At 32.0% G+C, this 21,454-nt stretch carries 21 protein-coding genes; 15 read left to right on the plus strand and 6 right to left on the minus strand.

The genetic code is table 11. The features are described 5' to 3' along the window. Positions 1-14 precede the first annotated feature (14 nt). The 3 genes from A9G24_RS11630 (at position 15) to ggt (ending at position 4,184) form a co-directional block, all read left to right on the plus strand. The gene (locus tag A9G24_RS11630) at positions 15-500 is read left to right on the plus strand and encodes a hypothetical protein (RefSeq protein WP_065639163.1); all 486 of its coding nucleotides are present in this window, start codon (positions 15-17) and stop codon (positions 498-500) included. A 14-nt stretch (positions 501-514) separates the two neighbouring features. Then, positions 515-1,864 (plus strand): PTS cellobiose transporter subunit IIC, encoded by a 1,350-nt coding sequence (gene celB, locus A9G24_RS11635; RefSeq protein ID WP_065639164.1) that lies wholly within the window; start codon positions 515-517, stop codon positions 1,862-1,864. A 658-nt stretch (positions 1,865-2,522) separates the two neighbouring features. Next, complete coding sequence (ggt, locus tag A9G24_RS11640; RefSeq protein WP_442902769.1) at positions 2,523-4,184, plus strand: gamma-glutamyltransferase; 1,662 nt, start codon at positions 2,523-2,525, stop codon at positions 4,182-4,184. Between the two features lie 128 nt (positions 4,185-4,312). On the opposite strand, the gene rplI is transcribed toward ggt, so the two are convergent. The 4 genes from rplI to rpsF are packed head-to-tail and all read right to left on the minus strand — an operon-like array spanning position 4,313 to position 5,692. Then, complete coding sequence (rplI, locus tag A9G24_RS11645) at positions 4,313-4,762, minus strand: 50S ribosomal protein L9 (protein WP_065639166.1); 450 nt, start codon at positions 4,760-4,762, stop codon at positions 4,313-4,315. 22 nt (positions 4,763-4,784) lie between these two features. Beyond that, on the minus strand, positions 4,785-5,012 hold the full coding sequence (gene rpsR, locus A9G24_RS11650) for a 30S ribosomal protein S18 (RefSeq protein ID WP_025314965.1): 228 nt from the start codon (positions 5,010-5,012) through the stop codon (positions 4,785-4,787). Between the two features lie 4 nt (positions 5,013-5,016). Beyond that, a complete protein-coding gene (gene priB, locus A9G24_RS11655) occupies positions 5,017-5,325 on the minus strand; it encodes a primosomal replication protein N (RefSeq protein WP_065639167.1) in 309 nt (102 codons plus the stop codon). Continuing rightward, a complete protein-coding gene (rpsF, locus tag A9G24_RS11660) occupies positions 5,309-5,692 on the minus strand; it encodes a 30S ribosomal protein S6 (protein WP_065639168.1) in 384 nt (127 codons plus the stop codon). The genes priB and rpsF overlap by 17 nt, the downstream gene beginning before the upstream one ends. 481 nt (positions 5,693-6,173) lie before the next feature. Between rpsF and A9G24_RS11665 the strand changes: the two genes are divergently transcribed. The 5 genes from A9G24_RS11665 to A9G24_RS11685 are packed head-to-tail and all read left to right on the plus strand — an operon-like array spanning position 6,174 to position 10,587. Beyond that, on the plus strand, positions 6,174-6,521 hold the full coding sequence (locus A9G24_RS11665) for an HIT domain-containing protein (RefSeq protein ID WP_065639169.1): 348 nt from the start codon (positions 6,174-6,176) through the stop codon (positions 6,519-6,521). Between the two features lie 7 nt (positions 6,522-6,528). Further along, complete coding sequence (locus A9G24_RS11670) at positions 6,529-7,158, plus strand: hypothetical protein (RefSeq protein WP_065639170.1); 630 nt, start codon at positions 6,529-6,531, stop codon at positions 7,156-7,158. Continuing rightward, positions 7,159-8,202, plus strand: a complete 1,044-nt coding sequence (gene nagZ, locus A9G24_RS11675) for a beta-N-acetylhexosaminidase (protein ID WP_065639171.1) — start codon at positions 7,159-7,161, stop codon at positions 8,200-8,202. Beyond that, positions 8,165-9,424: a sigma 54-interacting transcriptional regulator gene (locus A9G24_RS11680; RefSeq protein ID WP_218056303.1), complete on the plus strand. Its 1,260-nt coding sequence runs from the start codon at positions 8,165-8,167 to the stop codon at positions 9,422-9,424. The genes nagZ and A9G24_RS11680 overlap by 38 nt, the downstream gene beginning before the upstream one ends. Positions 9,425-9,474: 50 nt before the next feature. Continuing rightward, positions 9,475-10,587, plus strand: a complete 1,113-nt coding sequence (locus A9G24_RS11685; RefSeq protein WP_065639173.1) for a glycosyltransferase family 9 protein — start codon at positions 9,475-9,477, stop codon at positions 10,585-10,587. 113 nt (positions 10,588-10,700) lie between these two features. Here A9G24_RS11685 and A9G24_RS11690 read toward each other — a convergent pair whose 3' ends face one another. Next, on the minus strand, positions 10,701-11,075 hold the full coding sequence (locus A9G24_RS11690; RefSeq protein ID WP_065639174.1) for a DDE-type integrase/transposase/recombinase: 375 nt from the start codon (positions 11,073-11,075) through the stop codon (positions 10,701-10,703). A gap of 2 nt (positions 11,076-11,077) precedes the next feature. Beyond that, a complete protein-coding gene (locus A9G24_RS12965) occupies positions 11,078-11,254 on the minus strand; it encodes a hypothetical protein (protein ID WP_176701209.1) in 177 nt (58 codons plus the stop codon). A gap of 235 nt (positions 11,255-11,489) precedes the next feature. On the opposite strand from A9G24_RS12965, the gene A9G24_RS11695 reads away from it, so the two are divergent. From A9G24_RS11695 to A9G24_RS11725, 7 genes are all read left to right on the plus strand, one after another. Next, positions 11,490-12,683: a glycosyltransferase family 9 protein gene (locus A9G24_RS11695; RefSeq protein ID WP_065639175.1), complete on the plus strand. Its 1,194-nt coding sequence runs from the start codon at positions 11,490-11,492 to the stop codon at positions 12,681-12,683. Positions 12,684-12,991: 308 nt separating this feature from the next. After that, positions 12,992-14,203, plus strand: a complete 1,212-nt coding sequence (locus A9G24_RS11700; protein ID WP_065639176.1) for a glycosyltransferase family 9 protein — start codon at positions 12,992-12,994, stop codon at positions 14,201-14,203. 21 nt (positions 14,204-14,224) lie between these two features. Further along, complete coding sequence (rfaE1, locus tag A9G24_RS11705; RefSeq protein ID WP_065639177.1) at positions 14,225-15,709, plus strand: D-glycero-beta-D-manno-heptose-7-phosphate kinase; 1,485 nt, start codon at positions 14,225-14,227, stop codon at positions 15,707-15,709. 169 nt (positions 15,710-15,878) lie between these two features. After that, complete coding sequence (msbA, locus tag A9G24_RS11710) at positions 15,879-17,615, plus strand: lipid A export permease/ATP-binding protein MsbA (RefSeq protein ID WP_065639178.1); 1,737 nt, start codon at positions 15,879-15,881, stop codon at positions 17,613-17,615. A gap of 28 nt (positions 17,616-17,643) precedes the next feature. After that, positions 17,644-19,413, plus strand: coding sequence for a lipid A ABC transporter ATP-binding protein/permease MsbA (gene msbA, locus A9G24_RS11715; protein ID WP_065639179.1), 1,770 nt, complete (start codon positions 17,644-17,646; stop codon positions 19,411-19,413). Between the two features lie 131 nt (positions 19,414-19,544). Then, positions 19,545-20,501 (plus strand): glycosyltransferase family 8 protein, encoded by a 957-nt coding sequence (locus tag A9G24_RS11720; RefSeq protein WP_065639180.1) that lies wholly within the window; start codon positions 19,545-19,547, stop codon positions 20,499-20,501. 5 nt (positions 20,502-20,506) lie between these two features. Next, a complete protein-coding gene (locus A9G24_RS11725) occupies positions 20,507-21,427 on the plus strand; it encodes a sugar glycosyltransferase (RefSeq protein ID WP_141673159.1) in 921 nt (306 codons plus the stop codon). Positions 21,428-21,454: the final 27 nt, after the last annotated feature.

Here is a 21,454-nt window from a genome sequence, read left to right on the forward strand (position 1 = left end):
TAAGGAGTGGCATAATGACAGAAAAGCTAACCATGCATAAAAAAATCAGCCTAACCAATCTCTATTTTAATCGATTTTTAGCGATTCGCTATACCATCGCATTTTTTTTATTTTTGAATCTTTATTGGGCAACCTTTTTAATGGGGTCATTGTCGATGGTAGCGGTTTTACCGCTTGCTCTTTTTGTGTTAGGTATACTCACCACATGGGAACAAATTAAACTTTATCGAAATCACTGCAATAAATTGCCTTATGCACGGTTATTTTATCGTGTCTTAGCGATAGTTTTTGTGACACTAATGATGACGCTCTATACCCCTTTGTATCACTTTTTCTTTCCATTTTTAAAACAGACGTCAGATGCTTTACATGTATTAATGGTGTTACTGACGGTAAGCCTAATCATTATCACCTTAATGCTTAGCAAGTTAAATAAAATTCAACATAATCAGGATTTGCATTTCAAAAGAATCCAAACTTACGAAGAATTTATTAATTAGATGAGGAAAACAAAATGAATACGGGATTTGTTATTTTACAGAAATACCTGATGACGCCCATGGCGAAAATATCACAATTTAAAATTGTTCGAGCTGTAATGGCGGCGGGAATGGCGTCAGTACCTTTTTCTATTGTTGGCTCTATGTTTTTAGTATTCAATACGTTGCCAATGACATTTACGGGTTTAGAAGGCTTTTTTGAAAATACGTTTTTTAGAGTGAGTGATCTCTATATGATTGCTAACACGGCAACAATCGGTATTTTAGCGCTCTATTTTAACTTTGTCGTTGGTTATGAACTGACTAAAATCGAAGCGGAAGAAACTGGTCTTAAAGTTAACGCTCTTAATGGTGCAATGTTGTCGGTGTTTGCTTTTTTCATGACACTACCTGAACTAATTATGCAAAATGGTGTGATTACCTTACTTAATGATCAAAGTAATTTAGTCTTTAATGGGCTACGCTTAAAACCCTTTGTCTTTCGGTTGGGGACATCGGGGATATTTATTGCCATTGTTATGGCTATTGTGGCGACTCATCTCTATTTTTTATGCATCAGACGCAACTGGGTTGTGAAAATGCCTGAAACAGTGCCATTAGGTGTTTCGCGATCCTTTACCGCACTGATCCCAACTTTTGTAATTGCCTTTTTTGTGATCATTCTTAATGGTATTTTGATCTATTTTGGCACTGATATTTTCAATATTATTGCCGTGCCATTTGCCTTTGTGACCAATCTCACCAAAAGTTGGTTGGGTATTATGGTTATCCTATTTTTAATTCATGCATTATGGGTGGTTGGGATTCATGGTGCGAGTATTATTGGTGCATTTATTACCCCTATTATGTTAACTAATATGACTGAAAATACGGCGGGAGCACATATTCCTTTTGCTGGTGAATTTAATAATTCACTCGTGATTTTAGGGGGATCAGGTTCTACCTTATTAATGACATTCTTTATTGCGTTTTTTGCAAAGTCTAGCCAACTAAAAATCTTAGGACGAGCGTCTGCAGTGCCAGCAATATTTAATATCAACGAACCGGTTATTTTTGGTATGCCGATTGTATACAATCCTTATTTAGCACTGCCTTTTTTCTTAGCACCTATGGCTTGCGGAACATTAGGTTATTTGGCTATTAATACGGGTTTTATTCATCCAATCATCGCATTAATTCCTTGGCCATCACCAATGGGATTAGGGGCATTTATTAGTACTGGAGGTGATTATAAAGCGGCTATTGTTGCCATATTTTCGGCTATTTTAGCTTTGCTAATCTATATTCCTTTTGTCAAATTATATGACAATAAATTGTATAAAGATGAGCAAGGTAAATCAGAAAGTCAAATTCAAATAGCTTAGTTTTTTTATAATTTAGATAAGAGCGTATACACTTTAATTAAATGGGTTACGCTCTTTTTTATTTATAATCATAAAGATCAATTGCGCCTATTGTCTATGAGGGTCAAGAAATCATTTCGACTAAATTTACTATTGTTTTATACTTAAACGTAGTGTTTCCTGAAACTTTTTGACAAAAATAAGCTTTATTTAAATGGATTATGTTTTTTATCGCTAATTGTGTTAAGAAAATACATCATCCTTGACATCTCTTAATAACATTTTCCACCAAAGTGTAATTATTTCTCACTTATGTTCATCAAATAAGATGGATAGGCAGCTCTATGTAGATAAGTTTTATTATCATCGATTGCATATTAAATTATCAGCCTCTATTGAGTAAAACTAACTGATCATCTTATTTTTGGTATTAGCAATTATTGATACTCCATGTAAATGACAAGTAAGGGTAAACCATTGTATTGCAGCTAGCTGATCAATATTTGCTCAACATTTTTATTTTCTATGCTATATTGATGATTACCCTTAACCGATTATTGCATGATTTATTAATGCGATTCATGTATTTTGCTGTTAAGTGGGTACGATAAATAATACTTTTATTAGGAGGTGCAAAATGTTTTATCTTAAACGTAAGTTGATAAAGTATTGCTACTTTATGGTATTTTTACTGATAAGCCAACAAGTACTTGCTGTCGAAAACGTAACACAAAAATTAGAAGCTGGCGCAGTTGCTTCGCCCGATTATTATGGCGCCACTGCTGCACAAGAAATTTTAAAAAAAGGGGGAAATGCGGCTGATGCTGCTGTGGCTACCGCATTTGCTCTTGCTGTTACTTATCCTGAAGCGGGTAATATTGGTGGTGGGGGCTTTATGACCCTTTGGATGGACGGTAAGCCTTATTTTATTGATTATCGTGAAGTTGCACCAAGCAAAGCTGATAAAGATATGTATCTTGATGAACATAAAAATGTGATCCCTAATTTGAGTTTATATTCTTACAAAGCATCGGGCGTGCCAGGAACGGTTGCCGGTATGTGGGCAGTGCATCAGCGTTTTGGTAAATTATCTTGGAAAGAGGTGATGGCACCGGCTATTCGATTTGCTAATGAAGGGTTCACCGTAGATAAACAGCTAGTTAAACGTTATCAAGAAGCAGCCGAGCTTGCACCTGCTAATGGTCACTTTAAGCAATACTTTGGTGCTATGCAAGCAGGAAAAATATTTAAACAACCTGAGCTTGGTAAAGTTTTAGATCGTATTGCAAACCAAGGTAGTGATGGATTTTATAAAGGCGAAACTGCTAAATTAATTGCACAACAGATGGAAAAAAATGATGGTTTAATTACTGAAAATGATTTAGTTAATTATCAGGCTAAATGGCGAGATCCTTTAGTTGCTAACTGGCAAGATATGCAAATTGTTACCGCCCCTCCGCCAAGTTCAGGTGGTGTTGGTTTAATTCAACTCTTATTAATGAAACAAGATCTTGCAAATGAGTTCAGAGGGGTGAAAGTGAATTCGCCACAATATATTCACTTATTAGCAGAAATAGAAAAACGTGTTTTTGCTGATCGGGCTGAATATATGGGGGATCCTGATTTTATCAGGGTACCTGTTACTCAGTTAATTGATGCTAATTATTTGATGCAAAGAGCTAAGCAAGTTAATCCAAAAGCTATTTCGATTACTGAACAAGTTAAACCTGGTTTAGACAATAATCGCGAAAAATTACAGACAACGCATTTTTCTATTGTGGATAAATGGGGCAATGCGGCATCTAATACATATACGCTCAATGGCTGGTTTGGTTCGGCGGTTGTAATAGAAGGTACAGGTATTATACTCAATAATGAGATGGATGATTTTAGTAGTAAACCTGGTGTTGCTAATCAATTTGGTGTCGTTAGCAAAGATGCTAATGCAATCGAGCCAAATAAACGTCCTTTATCTTCTATGACGCCAAGTATATTTATTAAAAATAATGATGTTGAAATGGTCATTGGTACACCGGGCGGTTCAAGGATTTTTACTTCAATTTTTCAAGTTGTGACGAATGTCTTTGATAACCATATGTCATTACAAGCAGCAATAGATGCTCCGCGTTATCATCATCAATTATTACCAACTAATCTTATCTTTATTGAGCGTTTTCAAAATAAAGTACCAGAAGATTTAAAAGATCAACTCAAACAGATGGGTTATCAGTTTAAGCAGCAAGATTTTAGCGGTGATATTCAAGCCATAAAAATCACCGACAATAAACCCGAAGCGGTGTCAGATATCCGAGGTAGAGGTAAATCAATTATTGTTAAATAGTTGCTTTTTAATAGCGTCTAGTGATGTACAATAACTCAATGATTTTTTATTTAGCCTGTTATTGTACTGAAAATAGATAATAAAAAACCCGTTTTATTAACGGGTTTTTTATCTGTATTGAGTGATAATTATTCAGAAATAATTTCAACAATAACTTTAGCAAAAGCTTCGCTGTGTACTTGGAAGAACACTTCGTGTTCACCCGTTGTACGTAACACACCATTTGGTAAGCGAACTTCACTTTTCGATACTTGAATACCACGAGCTTTAACTGCATCTGCGATATCACGAGTACCGATTGAACCAAATAATTTGCCTTCATCACCAGCTTTAGAAGTGATAGTGACTTTACCAAGTGCATTAATTTCAGCAACGCGTTGTTCAGCGGCTTTTAATGTCTCAGCAAGTTTTGCTTCTAATTCAGCACGACGAGCTTCAAAAAATTCGATATTCTTTTTAGTCGCTGCTACTGCTTTACCTTGTGGAATCAAAAAGTTACGCGCATAACCCGCTTTAACATTAACTTGATCACCTAAGCTGCCTAAATTAGCAACTTTATCGAGTAGAATAATTTGCATTATATGTTCCCTCTGTTGCTAATTACTGATGGTTGTCAGTGTATGGTAATAATGCCAAGTAACGAGCGCGTTTGATAGCGCGAGCTAATTGACGTTGATATTTTGCACTTGTACCAGTAATACGGCTTGGTACAATTTTACCACTTTCTGTGATATAGCTTTTTAATAAAGAAACATCTTTATAATCAATTTCTTTAACGCCTTCTGCAGTAAAACGGCAGAATTTGCGACGACGGAAATAACGTGCCATTTGGCTATTCTCCTAATAGTTTAATTTGGTCAGCATGTAAAACAAGTTGGCTTGTTTGGTTACGTTTAGTGTGGGTACTTATAAATCCACCAACTAAAACTCTACTGCCTTTTTTTACGTAACTTAACTCTTGTTGTCCACTAGCAATCACTGGCATGATGCACCATGCTTGCCTTGTGAGTTCTGCTTCAATCTGCTCAGAAACATGTTCTAAATAAAATTGACAATGCGAAATCCCATTTGGACTGATTTTTCTTATCGGTGTTTTTTTTACAATACCCGATAACACTAAACGATTATTCGTCGGAATCATCGTCCATGTTTGCTTCGTTAAAATCTTCTTCAGAGCTACGACGCTCATCTTTCGCTTTTAACATAGGTGAAGTTTCAGTTACAGCGTGTTTGGTGCGCATAATTAAACTGCGAATTACTGCATCATTGAAACGGAAGTTATCTTCAAGCTCATTAATAGCTTCTTGAGTTGCTTCAACATTCATTAACACATAGTGTGCTTTGTGCAGTTTTTCGATAGGATAGGCTAATTGACGACGACCCCAATCTTCTAGACGATGGATTTTACCACCATCAGTGGTTAACGTACCAGTATAACGTTCAATCATACTTGGCACTTGTTCACTTTGGTCTGGGTGAACCATAAATACTATTTCGTAATGACGCATTATCGCTCCCTACGGATTAATCAGCTTTCTGTCGGGGCAACCGCAACCCATTGAAAGCAAGGAACATGAAAATAGGCGGTTGAAATCGACGGGGCATTATATATCAACTTATCATATTTGACAAATGAATATAATAAGGTGACTTGAGGACTTGTATTACTTTTTTATGAAGGAAACTTCTGTTTTATCTTAGTTTTTAACAGAAGATATAGCTTCATATTATATCTGAAACGTAAAATATAAAAGATAAATATAATCAGTTATATATCTGAGTGTTTTTTACGGTGTTGGTTAACTATTTTACAAACTATCAATATCATTTAAATGATAAATAAAATTTACACAGTTTTGCACCGTTTTTTATATAAAAATGTATTTTAAATATGTAACGATTTCTATACATTTTTGCTATTAAAATATGTTATGCTTGTCAGTATATATCAATTTTACGCATAGACGTTTGTATAAAAGGAGAAGTTTGATGGCTCAGGAAACTATTTTTAGCAAAATTATTCGAAGAGAAATCCCTGCCGATATCGTTTTTCAAGATGACAAAGTGACCGCTTTTCGAGATATTTCTCCTCAAGCGCCGACACATATTTTAATTATTCCTAACAAACTTATTCCAACCATAAATGATATCACTGAACAAGACGAAACGTTATTAGGGCATATGATGATTGTCGCAGCTAAAATTGCAAACCAAGAAGGCATTGATGAAAGCGGATATCGTTTAATCATGAATTGTAATAAAGATGCTGGGCAAGAAGTTTTTCATATTCATATGCATCTATTAGGTGGTAAAAATTTAGGTCGATTAATAGGTTAAATATTATATGAAACAGATAAAACGCCTATTTGTTATTAGTGCAATGACTTGTGTATTAGCAGGTTGTCATCTTATTAGTCATACCCCAAAAGTTGAAGTAAAACCACCCGTTGATGTCACTGAACCTGATGATACTGGGGTAGTTGAAACACCGCCTCAGATCGTTAAACAAACTGATTGGAACACAATATTATTACCATTTGTAAATAAAATATTACACGTGTCACTTTCAAATAATGACAATAAAATTATTTTAATTAGTGACATTCAAAATCGTAGCGGTGATTATCTTGTAACAAATCAAATTGATGACGCATTACATCAATTGATGAATAAACAAAATATGTTTACAGTCGTCAATAGGCAGTCAACAAACCAAGCTAAACAAGCGTTAGGTATTTCGGCTGATGATAAGTTTGTGTCACGTGGTAAGATGATAGGGTTAGCTAAATCAATCAATGCTGGATATGTGCTATTTACAACTATATATAAAGTACCAACTGAGAGTAATGATGCTAATCTTTCAGTCGAATTGCTATCAACACAAAGCGGAGAAATTTTAACAAAAGTGACATCGAAAGACTTCTCTTCACAACAAAATACTAATAAAGATAACGTTTCAGAGGCACATGAATAAATGGGACCATTATTGATTGATGTCGAAGGTACTTCATTAACCGATGAAGATAAAGTGCTTTTGAAAAATCCATTGATTGCAGGGGTGATTTTATTTAGTCGTAATTATCAAGATCAAGCTCAATTAATGGCATTGATAAAACAGATTCGAGCGGCTTCTTCACAGCGTTTATTAATTTCGGTCGATCATGAAGGTGGGCGTGTTCAGCGGTTTAGAGAGGGGTTTACGGCGATTCCTCCTGCGCAATCGTTTGCGGCGCTTAATAATCTAGAGCAAGCTAAGTCATTAGCCTTTGATGCCGGCTGGGTACTTGCTATGGAACTCATTGCCTTTGATATCGATCTTAGCTATGCGCCAGTGTTAGATTTAGGTCATGACTGCTTAGCTATTGGTACACGTTCGTTTCATCAAGATGCTAATATCGCTTATCAAGTTGCTTCTGCTATGATTGATGGTATGCATGCAGCAGGTATGAAAACAACGGGCAAACATTTTCCGGGACATGGTCATGTGATTGCTGACTCACATAAAGAAACACCCATTGATGATCGTGAAAAATCGTTGATTGAACATGATATGCAAATATTTGCTAAGCTTATTGCCGATAAAAAACTCGATGCGATTATGCCTGCTCATGTTATCTATCCTGCTTTTAATAATAAACCGGCTAGTGGTTCATCGTATTGGCTTAAAACAGTACTTCGTAAGCAATTGCATTTTGATGGTATCATCTTTTCTGATGATTTATCAATGGAAGGCGCTTCAATAATGGGCAATTATGCCGAGCGAGCGCAAGCGGCATTATCCGCAGGCTGTGATCTGCTTTTGGCTTGTAACAATAGACAAGGGACGTTAGCTATTTTAGACCAATTGACGGCGTTAGATAAGGTTCATCCTTTAACATCAGATAAAGCAAAACGTTTACTAACCAATACAAAAATGACTTATTCAGAATTAACGAAAAGTTCTGAGTGGCAATATCGACGTGATAATTTAGTAAAACTTAGTGAAAAGTGGGCAAACTATGCAAGTAGCAATCATTGAAATTGATAATAACCAACTTCTGGTTGCGTATAATCATGTCGCTAAGGCGTTATTTTCTGAGCATGCTTTAGTATTAAATCAACCTTTTGATTATCAAAAGATCTTCAATCTTGATAATATAATCAATATAGATGAACAAGATGATACGATCATAGTTTTAAACTCTCAGCATTTTTTATTGCAAAGAGTAATGGGATCGTCTAAAACCCTATTTATTTTACAATCAATTGATTATCTAAAAAAACGATTATCAAAAATCAAAGTAGTGGGTGGGCATGCTTTTGATATTTTTGCCACCGAAAGTTTGGTTATGCAAAAACTCATTGCTCAAGCTAAAGCCTTTTCTATACAACGCGAACCATTATTAATATCTGGTGAAACTGGCACAGGTAAAGATTTACTGGCTAATGCTTGCCATCAATATAGTCCACGCGGTGATCAAACCTTTCTAGCATTAAACTGTGCAGCCATGCCTGATGATGTGGTCGAAAGTGAATTATATGGACATGCAGCAGGCGCCTACCCTGGTGCTATTGAGAATAAAAAAGGCTTTTTTGAGCAAGCTAATGGTGGATCTGTATTGCTTGATGGCATTGATGAAATGTCTTTTCAAATGCAAACCAAATTACTCCGTTTTATTAATGATGGTTATTTTCGCCGTGTGGGTGATGATGATGAAGTCTATGTTGATGTAAGAATTATTTGCGCTACAAAAGTCGATTTAGCTGAGTTGGTCGAACAAGGTAAATTTAGAAAAGATCTTTACTACAGACTGAATGTGTTGTCGCTTAATTTACCTTCTTTACAAGAGCGCAAAGATGATATTGCGCTACTGGTTCACATTTTTGTTAATGAGTTTGCCAATAAACAAGGCATCATTCCACCAACAGTTGATGATAATGTCATTGATTATTTAACTGGTTATTCATGGCCGGGTAATGTACGGCAACTTAAAAATATCCTTTATTCTGCATTGGCGCAATTGAAAGCGCCTAAGTTAACCGCCAAAGATATCGTGTTACCAACTTCAAGCACATCGCAATTATCATGGGTTAGCAATATTGAAAATAAAACTTTAGATCAAATGACTAAACAATTTGAGAAAGAGATTTTATTAAAATTATATGGCCAATTCCCAAGTTCAAGAAAACTTGCTAAAAGACTAGGTGTATCGCATACGGCGATTGCGAATAAATTGCGGGAATATGGGATAGGGCGGTAGGTTTTATCTGGAAAGCTAAAATAATACAAAGAATATAGGATATACAGCTTATGATTGAAATCTTAAAAAGATTTAATAGATATAGAAATAATAAATTTAAGGAGCTTAAAAATATTTTTAGAACAGTTAAATTAAATAGGCAAAAAAAAGTAAAAAGTCTATTTGATCTTGATAAATGCCACTCTATTTTGATCGTTATGTGCGATTATGGTATCGGTGATGCTATTGTAACATCTTTTCTCATTTATGAATTAAGAAAAAATAATTACAATGTTAGTGTTGTAGCTGATGATCGGCTTAGTTTTTTATTTGATCATTTCATAGAAGTTGATAATGCGTTTTTTTTTAACAAGAAAAATATTAAAAAATTTATTAGAAGTATAAAAAAAATAAAAATAGATCTTGCTATTGATTTATATGATGAGGGAAATAATAGTCTAAGAAGAGTGGAAATAATATCTTCTTTTAAGCCAGCGCATACCTTAGGCTTCAATCAGCCAAAGTATAAACAATATGACACATCAATTTCCTATTCAGGTTATGATGCTCATATAACGGAAAGAAGTTGCATGGTCCTTAATTTTTTAAGTATCGATTATGATATCACTAAATATTATTTAAATGTACAAGATACAGAATTACAAGTAGCTAAGAAGTTTGTAGAGAAAATTTGTAATGGATTAAACAAGTTTATTATTGTTTTTAATCCGTTTGGATCAACTAAAACAAAAAGTTTTTCACTTCAGCAGATAGAAAAAATTACTGAATTTTTAGCTCAACAAAAAAATTGTATTACTATCGTTGTAGGTGAGCAGAAAGAAATTGCGTCTATATATGAATTACCTAATGTTTATATCAATAAGAATCCTTCTTTTATTGTTACGTCTGCTTTAGTTTCCTTATCTAATTTGGTTATTACTGTTGATACATCCATTGTTCATGTAGCATCTGCATATAACATCCCTATGGTAGCAGTATATAATAATCGTTATAACTTATGCTTTGACTTAAACAAAGTTTGGGCACCGATAAGTAATAATTTTGAATTAATTTTTACAAATGAAAATAGAGGAACCGAATTGGGGGATCCTGTTTCTAATTTAGATACTCAATTTATCATTGAAAAAATCAGTAAAATTTTGAGTGTTAATTTGGAGTATTGATGATAAACAGTATAGATTAATGCCCCAAATTGTAATTTAGGTTATAGGTAATATACTGAATAAATTGATTAAATTTTTCTATCTTTTGAATCTTTAAGTTTTTGTTGATTATGCTATATCACCATTAAAGCGCGTATCACTCTTTCAACTTTTCCATTTGTTTGTGGGATGACTGGTTTAGTGAATTTTGGGTCTATTAGATGATTATTACACCTTTTAACAAATAGATGTTTGCCTATTCCTTGATATTCATTTACGTTATCCGAATAAATGGCGGCATAAAACTCCCGTGGAAAATTATCAATGCCAAACAAATAAATATTCTCGTGTCTTTTGTTTCGTTTTATTTTTAAGTAATGATAAACGTTTGATGTCAACGTGTAGCATTTCGCCCAGATAGGTTTTTTATAGGGTTTAGCTTGTCGTCTTAATTTATCTTTAATAGATTTTTCAACTTTAACCAGATGTTTAATACCAATAACGTTCATTCTTACTGGCTAAAGGGACAAAAAGCTTTAAGTGAGCTTTCTTTAGTATGTGATAAATGGTCTGGCGACTGACCAAAGCGTTTAGCCAAATCAGTGACGGTTATTTCTTCTTTATGATAGAGGTGCCATATCTCTTGTTTGTGATAAGAAGTTAGTTTTGTTGTTTTATGTATCTTCATTACCGTAGTTTTTCTTAATTACTGTAAACAACGGGAATAATTCCTACAAATAATTAAATAAATTTAATAACTATTATTAACTATTTTTCTTTCCAAATTAGTTGTTTATAGTATAAAATTTCTAACATGAGCTGTAGTATACAATCAATATGCTATTTCATAGCTCCACCTGATTCTCAGTTAAGATATGTTTTTAATTTTAAATTTAAAGTAATACAAGAGGTTAATATCTAGTATGAGTTATCTTGATGAGTTGCAAAGAAAAGTCAATAAATATAAAAATAAATATTTTTTTAACAATAAAAAAATAGCCATTAAATTAATTTGGTGGAACTTAGTTCAACTATTTAGTCTTAGAAACAAACAAGAAAAGATATCTAAGGACAATTTTAATAAAATAGCATTATATTTCTCTGGTGGTATTGGCGATATTTTAATTGGCTTTAACTATGCTTGTTATTTGCTTGAATATTTAAAAAAATGCAATATTAGTATTGATATTTACGTTAATAATGCCGGAATGGTAAAAGCATTAGATGGAGGAGCTGATTTTAATATTTATTCAAATACCAGTGAGGAATCCCATAAATATTTATTAAAGATTGGATTGGTCCGATATCCTCAGATATTAGAGGATAACATTGTTTATTCAAAATATCGTAAAAATGAAAGATTGCTGAAGTTAGTTCAAGTTTATAGAGAATTTTATGCAAATAATCCCCGCTTTTTTGAATATCTCCCTTTTATGGATGGTATGACAAACCAGTATTCCCTGATTAATGGGCAAAGAAGAATACAACAGCCTGATATAGGACATATTTTAAATATTAGTTGTGATTTTAAATATTCACCTAAAGTTTCCCATGAAAAAAGAATTTTAAATAACTTAGGATTAGAGCCTGGAAGTTATATTACTATCAACAGAGGCGTAGATAATCAAGGCAGTGTAATTGAATCGACAAAATTATGGAATGTAGCTTGTTACAATAAGTTAGTTGAATTGATTAAAAATAATTTTAAAAATTTTAAAATTATTCAATTAGGTGCTTCTACTGAGCGATGCGAACTAATAAAGAATGTTGATATAAATTTAGTGGGAGAAACTTCTCTGGATGGACTGAAAGTATTACTTAAAAACTCTATATTACATATTGATAGTGAAGGTGGAATGGTTCATTTGCGAAAAGCACTTAACGGTGGCGTATCAGTTGTTATTTTTGGCCCTACATTATCAGATTTTTATGGATATGTAACTAATATAAATATTTCATCAAAAGCTTGTCCTTTTAGCTGTGAATGGCTAAATGAAACTTGGAGTAAAACCTGTATTAACCGTACTAATAAACATATTTGTATGGAAAGTATAAGCCCTTATGAAGTTTTTAAAGAGGTGAAAAAAGTTTTAAATCATGATGAAAAGATGCACTAGTATATAGTTTCATAATAATTTATTAAATTTTAATTGTTTTGTTAAATAATGTTTTAATGATTTTGCTATAATTTATATAGTGATTTAATTTAAGCAATTAGTTTGAATACTAAGTAGTTTTTCTAATAATTTTCTGCACGTTGAGTTATAATGGCTCGCCTTATAGAAAGAGCGATTTTGTCATGTTATTGGATGTGATTTTAATTATAAAAATTGCTAAAAAGATTAATAGTAACAAAGTTGGCTCAATATAATGCGTATTAATAACTATTATTATTAATAATAATAGCTTAAAACATTGGCACGTTATGAGTAAATTAATTATGAGCTACTTCGATAAATTACAGCAAAAAGTCAATAAATATAAATTGCTTTATTCTAATAAACATAAAAAAGCTGCAATAAAATTGATATGGTGGAATTTCTGCAAGCTTTTTGAGTTTAAATTAGGTTCACAATTTAATAAATCACGTAAAACTCAATATAGGTTAGATAGAATATCATTTTTTGTCACTGGAGGCATCGGTGATATATTGATTAGTTTTAATTATTGTTCTTATCTATTAGCATTTTTGAAAGATGAAATTAAATGTATCGATATTTTTGTACAAAATCAATTTTTAGTTCAAGAATTAATAGGAGATTCCTGTTTTAATGTTTATCCTGTAACAGAGTGGAACCAAGATGAAAGTATTTATTTATTAGACTTCAGAATCGATCGTTTTCCTTTTATTGTTAATAACCATTTATCATTAATAGATGCTAATTCAAATCCGAAAACAAGGGAATTAGTTAAATTGTATGAGGAATTCTACCAATTAAATAAAAAAATTGTTTATCAACCACCTCAAATTGATTCTTTAAGTATTCAATACTCTATTATAAATAGGCAAAATAGAATGCAGCAGCCTGATATTTATGGTTATTTGAATATTTCTGGTGATAATTACAAATTTGTACCCTCTATTTTTAACGATAAAGAGGTTTTAAAAGCATTTGGTTTACATGAGGGAAAATTTATTACTCTTAATCGAGGCGTTGACGGAACAAATCCTCATTGTGAATCAACAAAACTTTATCCACTTGATTATTACAATTCTCTTGTTAAGCTAATAAAAAGTGAATTTAAAGAATATAAAATTGTGCAATTAGGTGTTTCAGCAGATAGATGTCAGTTCATCGATGATGTTGATCTAAATTTAGTAGGGAAAACTTCATTAAATCAATTAAAAGCAATTTTAAAAAATTCATTTTTGCATATTGATGGAGAAGGTGGAATGGTTCATTTACGTAAATCTTTAAATGGAAGCGTTTCAGTAGTCATTTTTGGACCTACATCATCAAATTTTTATGGTTATTCAAATAATGTAAATATTTCTTCCAATGCATGTCCCGTTAGTTGTGAATGGATAAATGATAATTGGGCATCGTATTGTATAAATAAACAAAATAATCATACTTGTATGAAAAGTATTAAACCAATTCTTATCTTTGAAGAAATTAAAAAAATATTAAAATAGTAAAATTGGGGGATATAGCAAATGAATGAATTTTATTCTTACCTAGATAAATTTAAATACACAAAAGTTACGGTTATTGGCGATATTATGCTAGACCGCTTTCTATATGGGACGGTTGATCGTATATCACCTGAAGCACCTGTACCAATTTTTAAATTGGATCGTGAGGAAGTCATGTTAGGTGGAGCAGGTAATGTTGCTGCTAATTTGGCAAAACTAGGTTGTAAACCAACATTCTTAGGATTTGTTGGTTGTGATGTAAATGGTAAACTTGTTGCTTCACTATTAAAAAGTGCAGGCAGTCATAGTCATCTTTATAGTTTAAAAAATCATCCCACCATTATCAAAACAAGATTTATTGCAAATCATAATCATTTACTTCGTGCTGATGAAGAGAAGTTATTACCTTTTATACCTGAATTATTGCCCAAGTTTTATAAATTAGTTATGCAGGCAATTAAGATGACAGATATTGTCCTATTATCCGATTATAATAAAGGTATTTTGAATCAAGAAACCACACAAATGATTATTAACCTGTGTAATGAATTTAATATTCCCGTTATTGTTGATCCAAAGGGCAACGATTATTCTAAATATCGTGGCGCTACTTTGATTAAACCTAATATCAAAGAGTTTTTTGATGCAACTGGTATTAGGCTTAATCCTGAAAAAGCTGATTTTGATGACGAGTTGAAACGAGGTGCAGATATTATTTTCCAACGATATGGTATAAAAAATATTATAGTTACGTTGAGTGAATATGGAATGGCTTATATATCTTGTGAAGATAAAAACTGTATCGTTAAAATACCAACTGAAGCTAAAGAAGTTTTTGATGTTTCTGGGGCTGGAGATACATCTTTAGCTACTTTAGGTATTGCATTAGGGGCAAAAATACCTTTAGCCCAAGCTATGCAATTAGCTAATATTGCATCAGGGATAGTTGTTGGTAAATTAGGCACAGCTACAGTGTCTTTTGAAGAATTAAAACATAAATTATCGGCAAAAAAATATCAAAATCACTGTTGTGATACAAATAAATACATTAGCCTTAAAGAAGTCAAACCAATTATTCGTAATTTACAAAAACAAGGTAAAAAAATAGGTTTTACTAATGGGTGCTTTGACTTATTGCATTTAGGGCATTTAAGTTCTCTTACGCAAACGAAAAAGCTATGTGATATTTTAGTCGTTGGTGTTAATTCTGATGAGTCGATAAAAAAGTATAAAGGTAATGATAGACCTATTCAGGATCAAAATACGAGAGCTACATTACTTGCATCTCTTGAGTTTGTTGATTATGTTATCGTTTTTAACGATGATGATGCTAGTTGTTTAGTTGATGAACTTCGCCCAGATATCATTGCTAAAGAGGGATATTCTGTAGATAATTGGCCAGAAGCACAGAAAGTAATTGGTTATGGTGGCAAAGCAATAATACTTGAGCGAGTCGAAGGTTATTCAACATCTCAGCTTGTTGCTAAATGTAAAGAAAAGGCTTAGATTAATAAGTGAAACTATGCATTTTAAATATATGAAAATTTTGTGTAAATAGTTTATTCTTAAACGATAAAAAGCTTATTAATATAATCCATAAAATAGCTATAAAACTAACGAGATATGTTTATTTATAGTATAATGGGCTTTATTTTATAAACTACTAGTTAACCCTATGTCGGATAAATATACTACTTGGAAAACACTTCGGTTGCTTTGGCCTTTTGTCGCGCCATATAAGAAAGCATTAATTGTTGCAATATTTGGTTTATTATTAAATGCGGCTACGGATGCCTCTCTTATATCTCTGACTAAACCGCTGCTAGATTATGGATTGATGGATAAGAATTACTCTCTTTTAATGATAATTGCATTATTGATTATTGGTTTAATCGCATTGAGAGGGCTTTCTAATTATGCTTCAACATATTGTCTTTCTTGGTTATCTGGTAAAGTTGTGACTAAATTTAGACAGTTGATTTTCAACCATTTAGTTAGAAGTCCAGTTAGTTTTCATGATAAAAGTTCTGTCGGCGATCTTGTTTCTGTTATTACATTTAATACTCAGTTATTATCTAAAGCATCTTCTGATGCTTTAATAATATTAGTCCGTGAAATTACATATGCTATTGGTTTATGTTGTGTTATGTTTTATGGTAGTTGGAGATTGGCATTAGTTTTATTTATTATCGTACCTTTAATTATTTTTATTGCACAATTTATTGCTAAAAAATTTAGAGAAACAATAAAATCTATGCAAAAAGGTATGGGTGAAATAACTACTGCGGCTGATGAAATGTTAAATGGACATAAAGAAGTTTTAATTTTTAATGCAAAGGATTATGAGAAGCGCAATTTTGGCCAAATAACAGATATTGTTCGAAGAGGTGTGTTAAAAATAGAATTAGTATCAAGATTATCAACACCGATTATCCAGTTAATCGCAACTCTTGGATTGGGTTTCATATTGTATCTTGTTGCGAGTGAAAGCTTAGATATTACACCGGGATCATTTACTGTTGTTTTTTCGGCAATGGTAGCTGTTATGCGTCCACTTCGAGAACTAACTAGCCTACATGTTGAATTACAAAAAGGTGCAATTGCTTGTGAGTCCTTATTTGGCATTTTAAATGCTCCACAGGAAGAAGATAATGGCACTATTGTAAAAGAGAAAGTAAAAGGAAGTATTGAATTTAAAAATGTTACTTATACTTATCCTACACGAAATATGCCTTCGCTTATTGATATTAGTTTTAGTATCAAAGAGGGGCAAACGGTTGCGTTAGTTGGTCGATCGGGTGCGGGTAAATCAACAATTGCAAGTTTAATTCCTAGATTCTATGATGTTTCACAAGGAGAAATTCTCTTGGATTCTATTAATATCAAGGATTATAAGTTAAAGTCATTACGAGAACAAATTGGTTATGTATCGCAGCGTGTACATTTATTCAATGGTAGTATTGCTGATAATATTGCTTATGGCGAAAAAGGACTACATTCTCGAGAGGCTATAATAAAGGCAGCTAAATTAGCAAATGCATTAGAGTTTATTGATAAATTACAAGATGGTATAGATACTGAAATTGGCGATAATGGTGTTTTATTATCTGGTGGACAAAGGCAAAGAATTGCAATTGCTCGGGTTCTTTTACGCAATAATCCAATATTAATTTTAGATGAAGCCACTTCTGCCTTAGATAATGAATCTGAACGGTTGGTTCAAGAAGCTATTGAGACATTACAAAAAGATCGTACTTCTATCATTATCGCACATCGTTTATCGACAATAAAAAAAGCAGATCGGATTATTGTTATTAATGACGGTAAAATTGTTGAAGATGGTAATCATGAATCGCTTATTACTCAAAAGGGACTTTATTCTCAAATGTATAAAATGCAATTTAATTCTTAATATTAATAATTTATTTATAAAGAAAAATATGACTAAAAATAATCTTAAAGCACCTAATGATATAGATAAAGATTCGTCTACGTGGAACACTTTTTTAAAATTGTGGCCATATGTTATTGAGCATAAACTGGTTTTATTTCTATCTATTATATTGCTTTTTTTAAGTGCTTTTGCTGATACATCTTTAATTGCAATTTTAAAACCTTTATTGGATAGAGGGTTTAGTGACGGTGATAAGAGTTTCTTATTAATAGCACCAGTATATATTTTTGGTTTGGTGTTATTACGAGGACTTGCCAATTATGGCTATTCTGTTTTTCTTTCATTGATTTCAGGTAAAATCGTGATGAGAATCAGACAAAGGCTTTTTAATCATTTTGTTGATTCGCCTGTGAGTTATTATGATCAAAATTCAAATGGAAGATTATTATCGCGCATAACTTATGATACAGATCAAGTTGCGTCATCGTCATCTGATGCGTTAATAGTTATTATTAGAGAATCAGCATTTATTTGCGGTCTATTTTATACTATGTTTTACAATAGTTGGCAGCTATCGTTGTCTCTTGTTATTATTACTCCTATTGTAATAGCTTTAATTACTTTTATTTCTGTAAAGTTTCGGCGATTAGCTAAGAATATGCAAAACTCTATGGGTAATGTGACTATGTCAGTGGAGCAAATGTTGAAAGGACATCGAGAAATAATTGTATTTGGTGCTCAAAATGAAGAATCAAAAAACTTCGAAAAGATAAGTAATAAATTTCGTCGCGATGGTATGCGATTAGTTTCTATTTCTGCTTTATCAACTCCCATCGTCCAATTAGTGATTTCTTTCGCTATCGCTTTTGTTTTGCTAACTGCAAGTAATCCTGATTTGAATATTACACCTGGTGAGTTTACTGTTGTTTTTTCATCATTAGTGGCACTTATGCAACCTATTAAAAGCTTAACAAGCGTCAATGCTAGTTTTCAAAAAGGTATGGCTGCTTGTCAGACGTTATTCGCTATTTTAGAACAACCTACAGAAAAAGATAATGGAAAAATAAATATTGATCGTGTAAAGGGGAATATCGAATTCAAACATGTGAATTTTTCTTATGAAACTAGGCAACAACCAGCTATACAAGATATTAATTTTTCAGTGACTGCAGGAAAAACAGTTGCTTTTGTTGGTCGCTCAGGATCAGGCAAAACAACTATCACAAGTTTACTCGCACGTTTTTATGATATTACAGAAGGTGAAATTCTGATAGATGGATGTAATATTAAAGATCTAACTTTATTTTGTTTGAGAAATCAACTTGGATTAGTGTCCCAAAATGTTTACCTTTTCAATGATACTATTGCAAATAATATCGCATATGGTCGACTTGATCGTTATTCGCAATCTCAGATAGAAGAGGCAGCAAAGAAAGCGTTTGCTTACGATTTTATCATGAAATTTGAAAAAGGATTTGATACAAAAGTAGGAGAAAGCGGTGTATTATTATCAGGAGGACAGCGTCAACGTATTGCAATCGCAAGAGCATTATTGCGCGATAGCCCAATTTTAATATTAGATGAGGCAACATCAGCATTAGATACAGAATCAGAACGTGCTATCCAAACAGCATTAGATGAATTGCAAAAAGGTAGAACTTGTCTAGTTATTGCTCATCGGTTATCAACTATTGAGAATGCAGATGAAATTTTAGTACTTGATAATGGACATATTGTTGAACAAGGTAACCATAATACGTTGTTAAATAAAAAAGGGATATATTATAATTTATATACTGGGAAACAGTTTAAATAGTCTAATTATAGCGGTTGTCTATCATCTAAAAATAGATAAACTTTACTTTTTTTATCTGGAAAGAGCCATTATGTTATGCCTAAATAAAACTGCTATAGGTAGTAAATGAGAGATAATGGAAATAACTTTAAATGAATGATGGAAAAGATAGCATTAATATTGCGTTTTGTTCGGATAGAAACTATTTAAAATACGTAGCTATGGCTATTCAATCAATTTATTTTAACAATTTGAATAATTCTTTAAAATTTCATGTTTTTCTTTATGACGTTTTACAAGAAGATATAGATAAATTGAAACAGATGTGTTTGGATATTAGTATTTATTCTATACCTAAAGAGTTTTTGGATAAGTATGATAATGAGCATGCTATTAAACATTTAAACCGCTCAATGTACATTCGACTTCTTGTTCCTCGATTACTGAAAGAAAAAGTTGATAAATTAATTTATTTAGATGCCGATATACTTTGTTTTAAAGATATTTCAGCTATTAATAATATTAATATTGATAATGTTATTTGTGCTGCAAGCGTTGATTCCTTAAATAAAGAAAATGTACATAGCAATGTGAAACGTTTAAATTTATCTACAACTAATTATTTTAATTCTGGGTTTTTATATATAAATATAAAGAGATGGAATGATTTTCATACTGAAGAAAAAGTTAATGATATTATTTTAGAGCATAGGGAACAGTTACTTTATCCAGATCAAGATGCCCTTAATATAGTATTGCAAAATAACGTATTAATCATAGAGCCAAATTGGAATTTTTTATTTACTTGGGTTGCAGATAAAAATCAAAATAAGTTTTTAGAATCCGAAAGCGTTATACCTTATTTTATTCATTTTACAGGCGCAAGAAAACCTTGGTACCTAGAACATTTAGGTGTAGCTCAGGATTGGTATGTTTTTTATAAACATTTTACTCCATGGAGATCTTGTCGGCTTGAAAGTTATAAAGATAAAATGAGAATGACTGATTATAGAATATATGCAAAAAGATTTCTAAAACAAGGTCATGTATTTAAGGCCATAAAATATACTTTTTTATACGTGAAATTAAAAGTTAATAAAAGAAGTTAATGATAATGAAGTTAAGAGATGAATTTTTTAAATTAATATATAGGTTAACTCATTCAAAACGTTATAAACATAATCGAAAGCGTTGGCCATATGTAAAAATCTCTCGTGGAGTATGTGGCCAAATTATAGATTTTTCTTATAAAGGAAAACAAGTTCCTATAATTGATCTCAAATCGTTAGAAAACTCATATAGTGGTAAATTAGTTATCATAGCCTCTGGACCTTCGATTAATCGCATAACATTTAAACACTCTCAATTGGTTCCTACATTAGGCGTTAATGGCTCATATTGTTTAAAAGACAAAGTTAACTTTAATTTGTATGTTATAACAGATATTCACTTTTTTTCTCAGCGTCCTGATATAGTTAAGCAAATTATATCTAATAAAGAACTTTTACTATTTTTACAAGTTGACGGATTAGTGAAAATAATAAATTTATTTGGATATAAATCTATTCTTTGTAAGATAGCGTTGATAGAAGATGCCTTTAAACGCACTTATGAGCCTTTAAGGACATTATCTGAAATAGAAAATGATTCTCAAAGGAATAAAAGTATCTATTTTTATAGCAATAAAAATAAAGAGCATGAGTCATTGGCTTTTGAAACAAATATTGCTCATGGTGTATTCCCAGCTAAAACTGTTGTTTATTGGACTCTCCAAATTGCGGCATACCTTGGCTTTAAACAACTATATTTGGCTGGAGTTGATTTAAATAATTTTCACTTACCTAGATTTTACGAGACACCAGATAATATTACTTACTCTCAATTAGAATTAGATTTTGAAAAAAATATACTTCCTGCTTTTGAACATGCAAGTGATGTTATGAACAAATTAAATGTAGAAATTAAAAATATGTCTTTAGATAGTGCGCTTGACTCACATATATTTGAGAAAAAAGCATATGATGAAATTTTTTAATTTCGAAGCTATCTGCAATGATATTAC

It is taken from the genome of Gilliamella sp. App6-5 (assembly GCF_001690525.1).
Classification (GTDB): domain Bacteria; phylum Pseudomonadota; class Gammaproteobacteria; order Enterobacterales; family Orbaceae; genus Gilliamella; species Gilliamella apicola_H.

What these genes read in the sequence shown, in the direction of transcription:
- A9G24_RS11700 (WP_065639176.1), top strand. Translation starts at nt 12,992, where the DNA reads ATGAGTAAATTAATTATGAGCTACTTCGATAAATTACAGCAAAAAGTC.
- A9G24_RS11725 (WP_141673159.1), top strand. Translation starts at nt 20,507, where the DNA reads ATGAAGTTAAGAGATGAATTTTTTAAATTAATATATAGGTTAACTCAT.
- A9G24_RS11695 (WP_065639175.1), top strand. Translation starts at nt 11,490, where the DNA reads ATGAGTTATCTTGATGAGTTGCAAAGAAAAGTCAATAAATATAAAAAT.
- rfaE1 (WP_065639177.1), top strand. Translation starts at nt 14,225, where the DNA reads ATGAATGAATTTTATTCTTACCTAGATAAATTTAAATACACAAAAGTT.
- A9G24_RS12965 (WP_176701209.1), bottom strand. Translation starts at nt 11,254, where the DNA reads ATGAAGATACATAAAACAACAAAACTAACTTCTTATCACAAACAAGAG.
- rpsR (WP_025314965.1), bottom strand. Translation starts at nt 5,012, where the DNA reads ATGGCACGTTATTTCCGTCGTCGCAAATTCTGCCGTTTTACTGCAGAA.
- rplI (WP_065639166.1), bottom strand. Translation starts at nt 4,762, where the DNA reads ATGCAAATTATTCTACTCGATAAAGTTGCTAATTTAGGCAGCTTAGGT.
- A9G24_RS11630 (WP_065639163.1), top strand. Translation starts at nt 15, where the DNA reads ATGACAGAAAAGCTAACCATGCATAAAAAAATCAGCCTAACCAATCTC.
- ggt (WP_442902769.1), top strand. Translation starts at nt 2,523, where the DNA reads ATGGTATTTTTACTGATAAGCCAACAAGTACTTGCTGTCGAAAACGTA.
- celB (WP_065639164.1), top strand. Translation starts at nt 515, where the DNA reads ATGAATACGGGATTTGTTATTTTACAGAAATACCTGATGACGCCCATG.
- A9G24_RS11665 (WP_065639169.1), top strand. Translation starts at nt 6,174, where the DNA reads ATGGCTCAGGAAACTATTTTTAGCAAAATTATTCGAAGAGAAATCCCT.
- msbA (WP_065639178.1), top strand. Translation starts at nt 15,879, where the DNA reads ATGTCGGATAAATATACTACTTGGAAAACACTTCGGTTGCTTTGGCCT.
- priB (WP_065639167.1), bottom strand. Translation starts at nt 5,325, where the DNA reads ATGATTCCGACGAATAATCGTTTAGTGTTATCGGGTATTGTAAAAAAA.
- A9G24_RS11670 (WP_065639170.1), top strand. Translation starts at nt 6,529, where the DNA reads ATGAAACAGATAAAACGCCTATTTGTTATTAGTGCAATGACTTGTGTA.
- msbA (WP_065639179.1), top strand. Translation starts at nt 17,644, where the DNA reads ATGACTAAAAATAATCTTAAAGCACCTAATGATATAGATAAAGATTCG.
- A9G24_RS11720 (WP_065639180.1), top strand. Translation starts at nt 19,545, where the DNA reads ATGAATGATGGAAAAGATAGCATTAATATTGCGTTTTGTTCGGATAGA.
- A9G24_RS11685 (WP_065639173.1), top strand. Translation starts at nt 9,475, where the DNA reads ATGATTGAAATCTTAAAAAGATTTAATAGATATAGAAATAATAAATTT.
- A9G24_RS11690 (WP_065639174.1), bottom strand. Translation starts at nt 11,075, where the DNA reads ATGAACGTTATTGGTATTAAACATCTGGTTAAAGTTGAAAAATCTATT.
- nagZ (WP_065639171.1), top strand. Translation starts at nt 7,159, where the DNA reads ATGGGACCATTATTGATTGATGTCGAAGGTACTTCATTAACCGATGAA.
- rpsF (WP_065639168.1), bottom strand. Translation starts at nt 5,692, where the DNA reads ATGCGTCATTACGAAATAGTATTTATGGTTCACCCAGACCAAAGTGAA.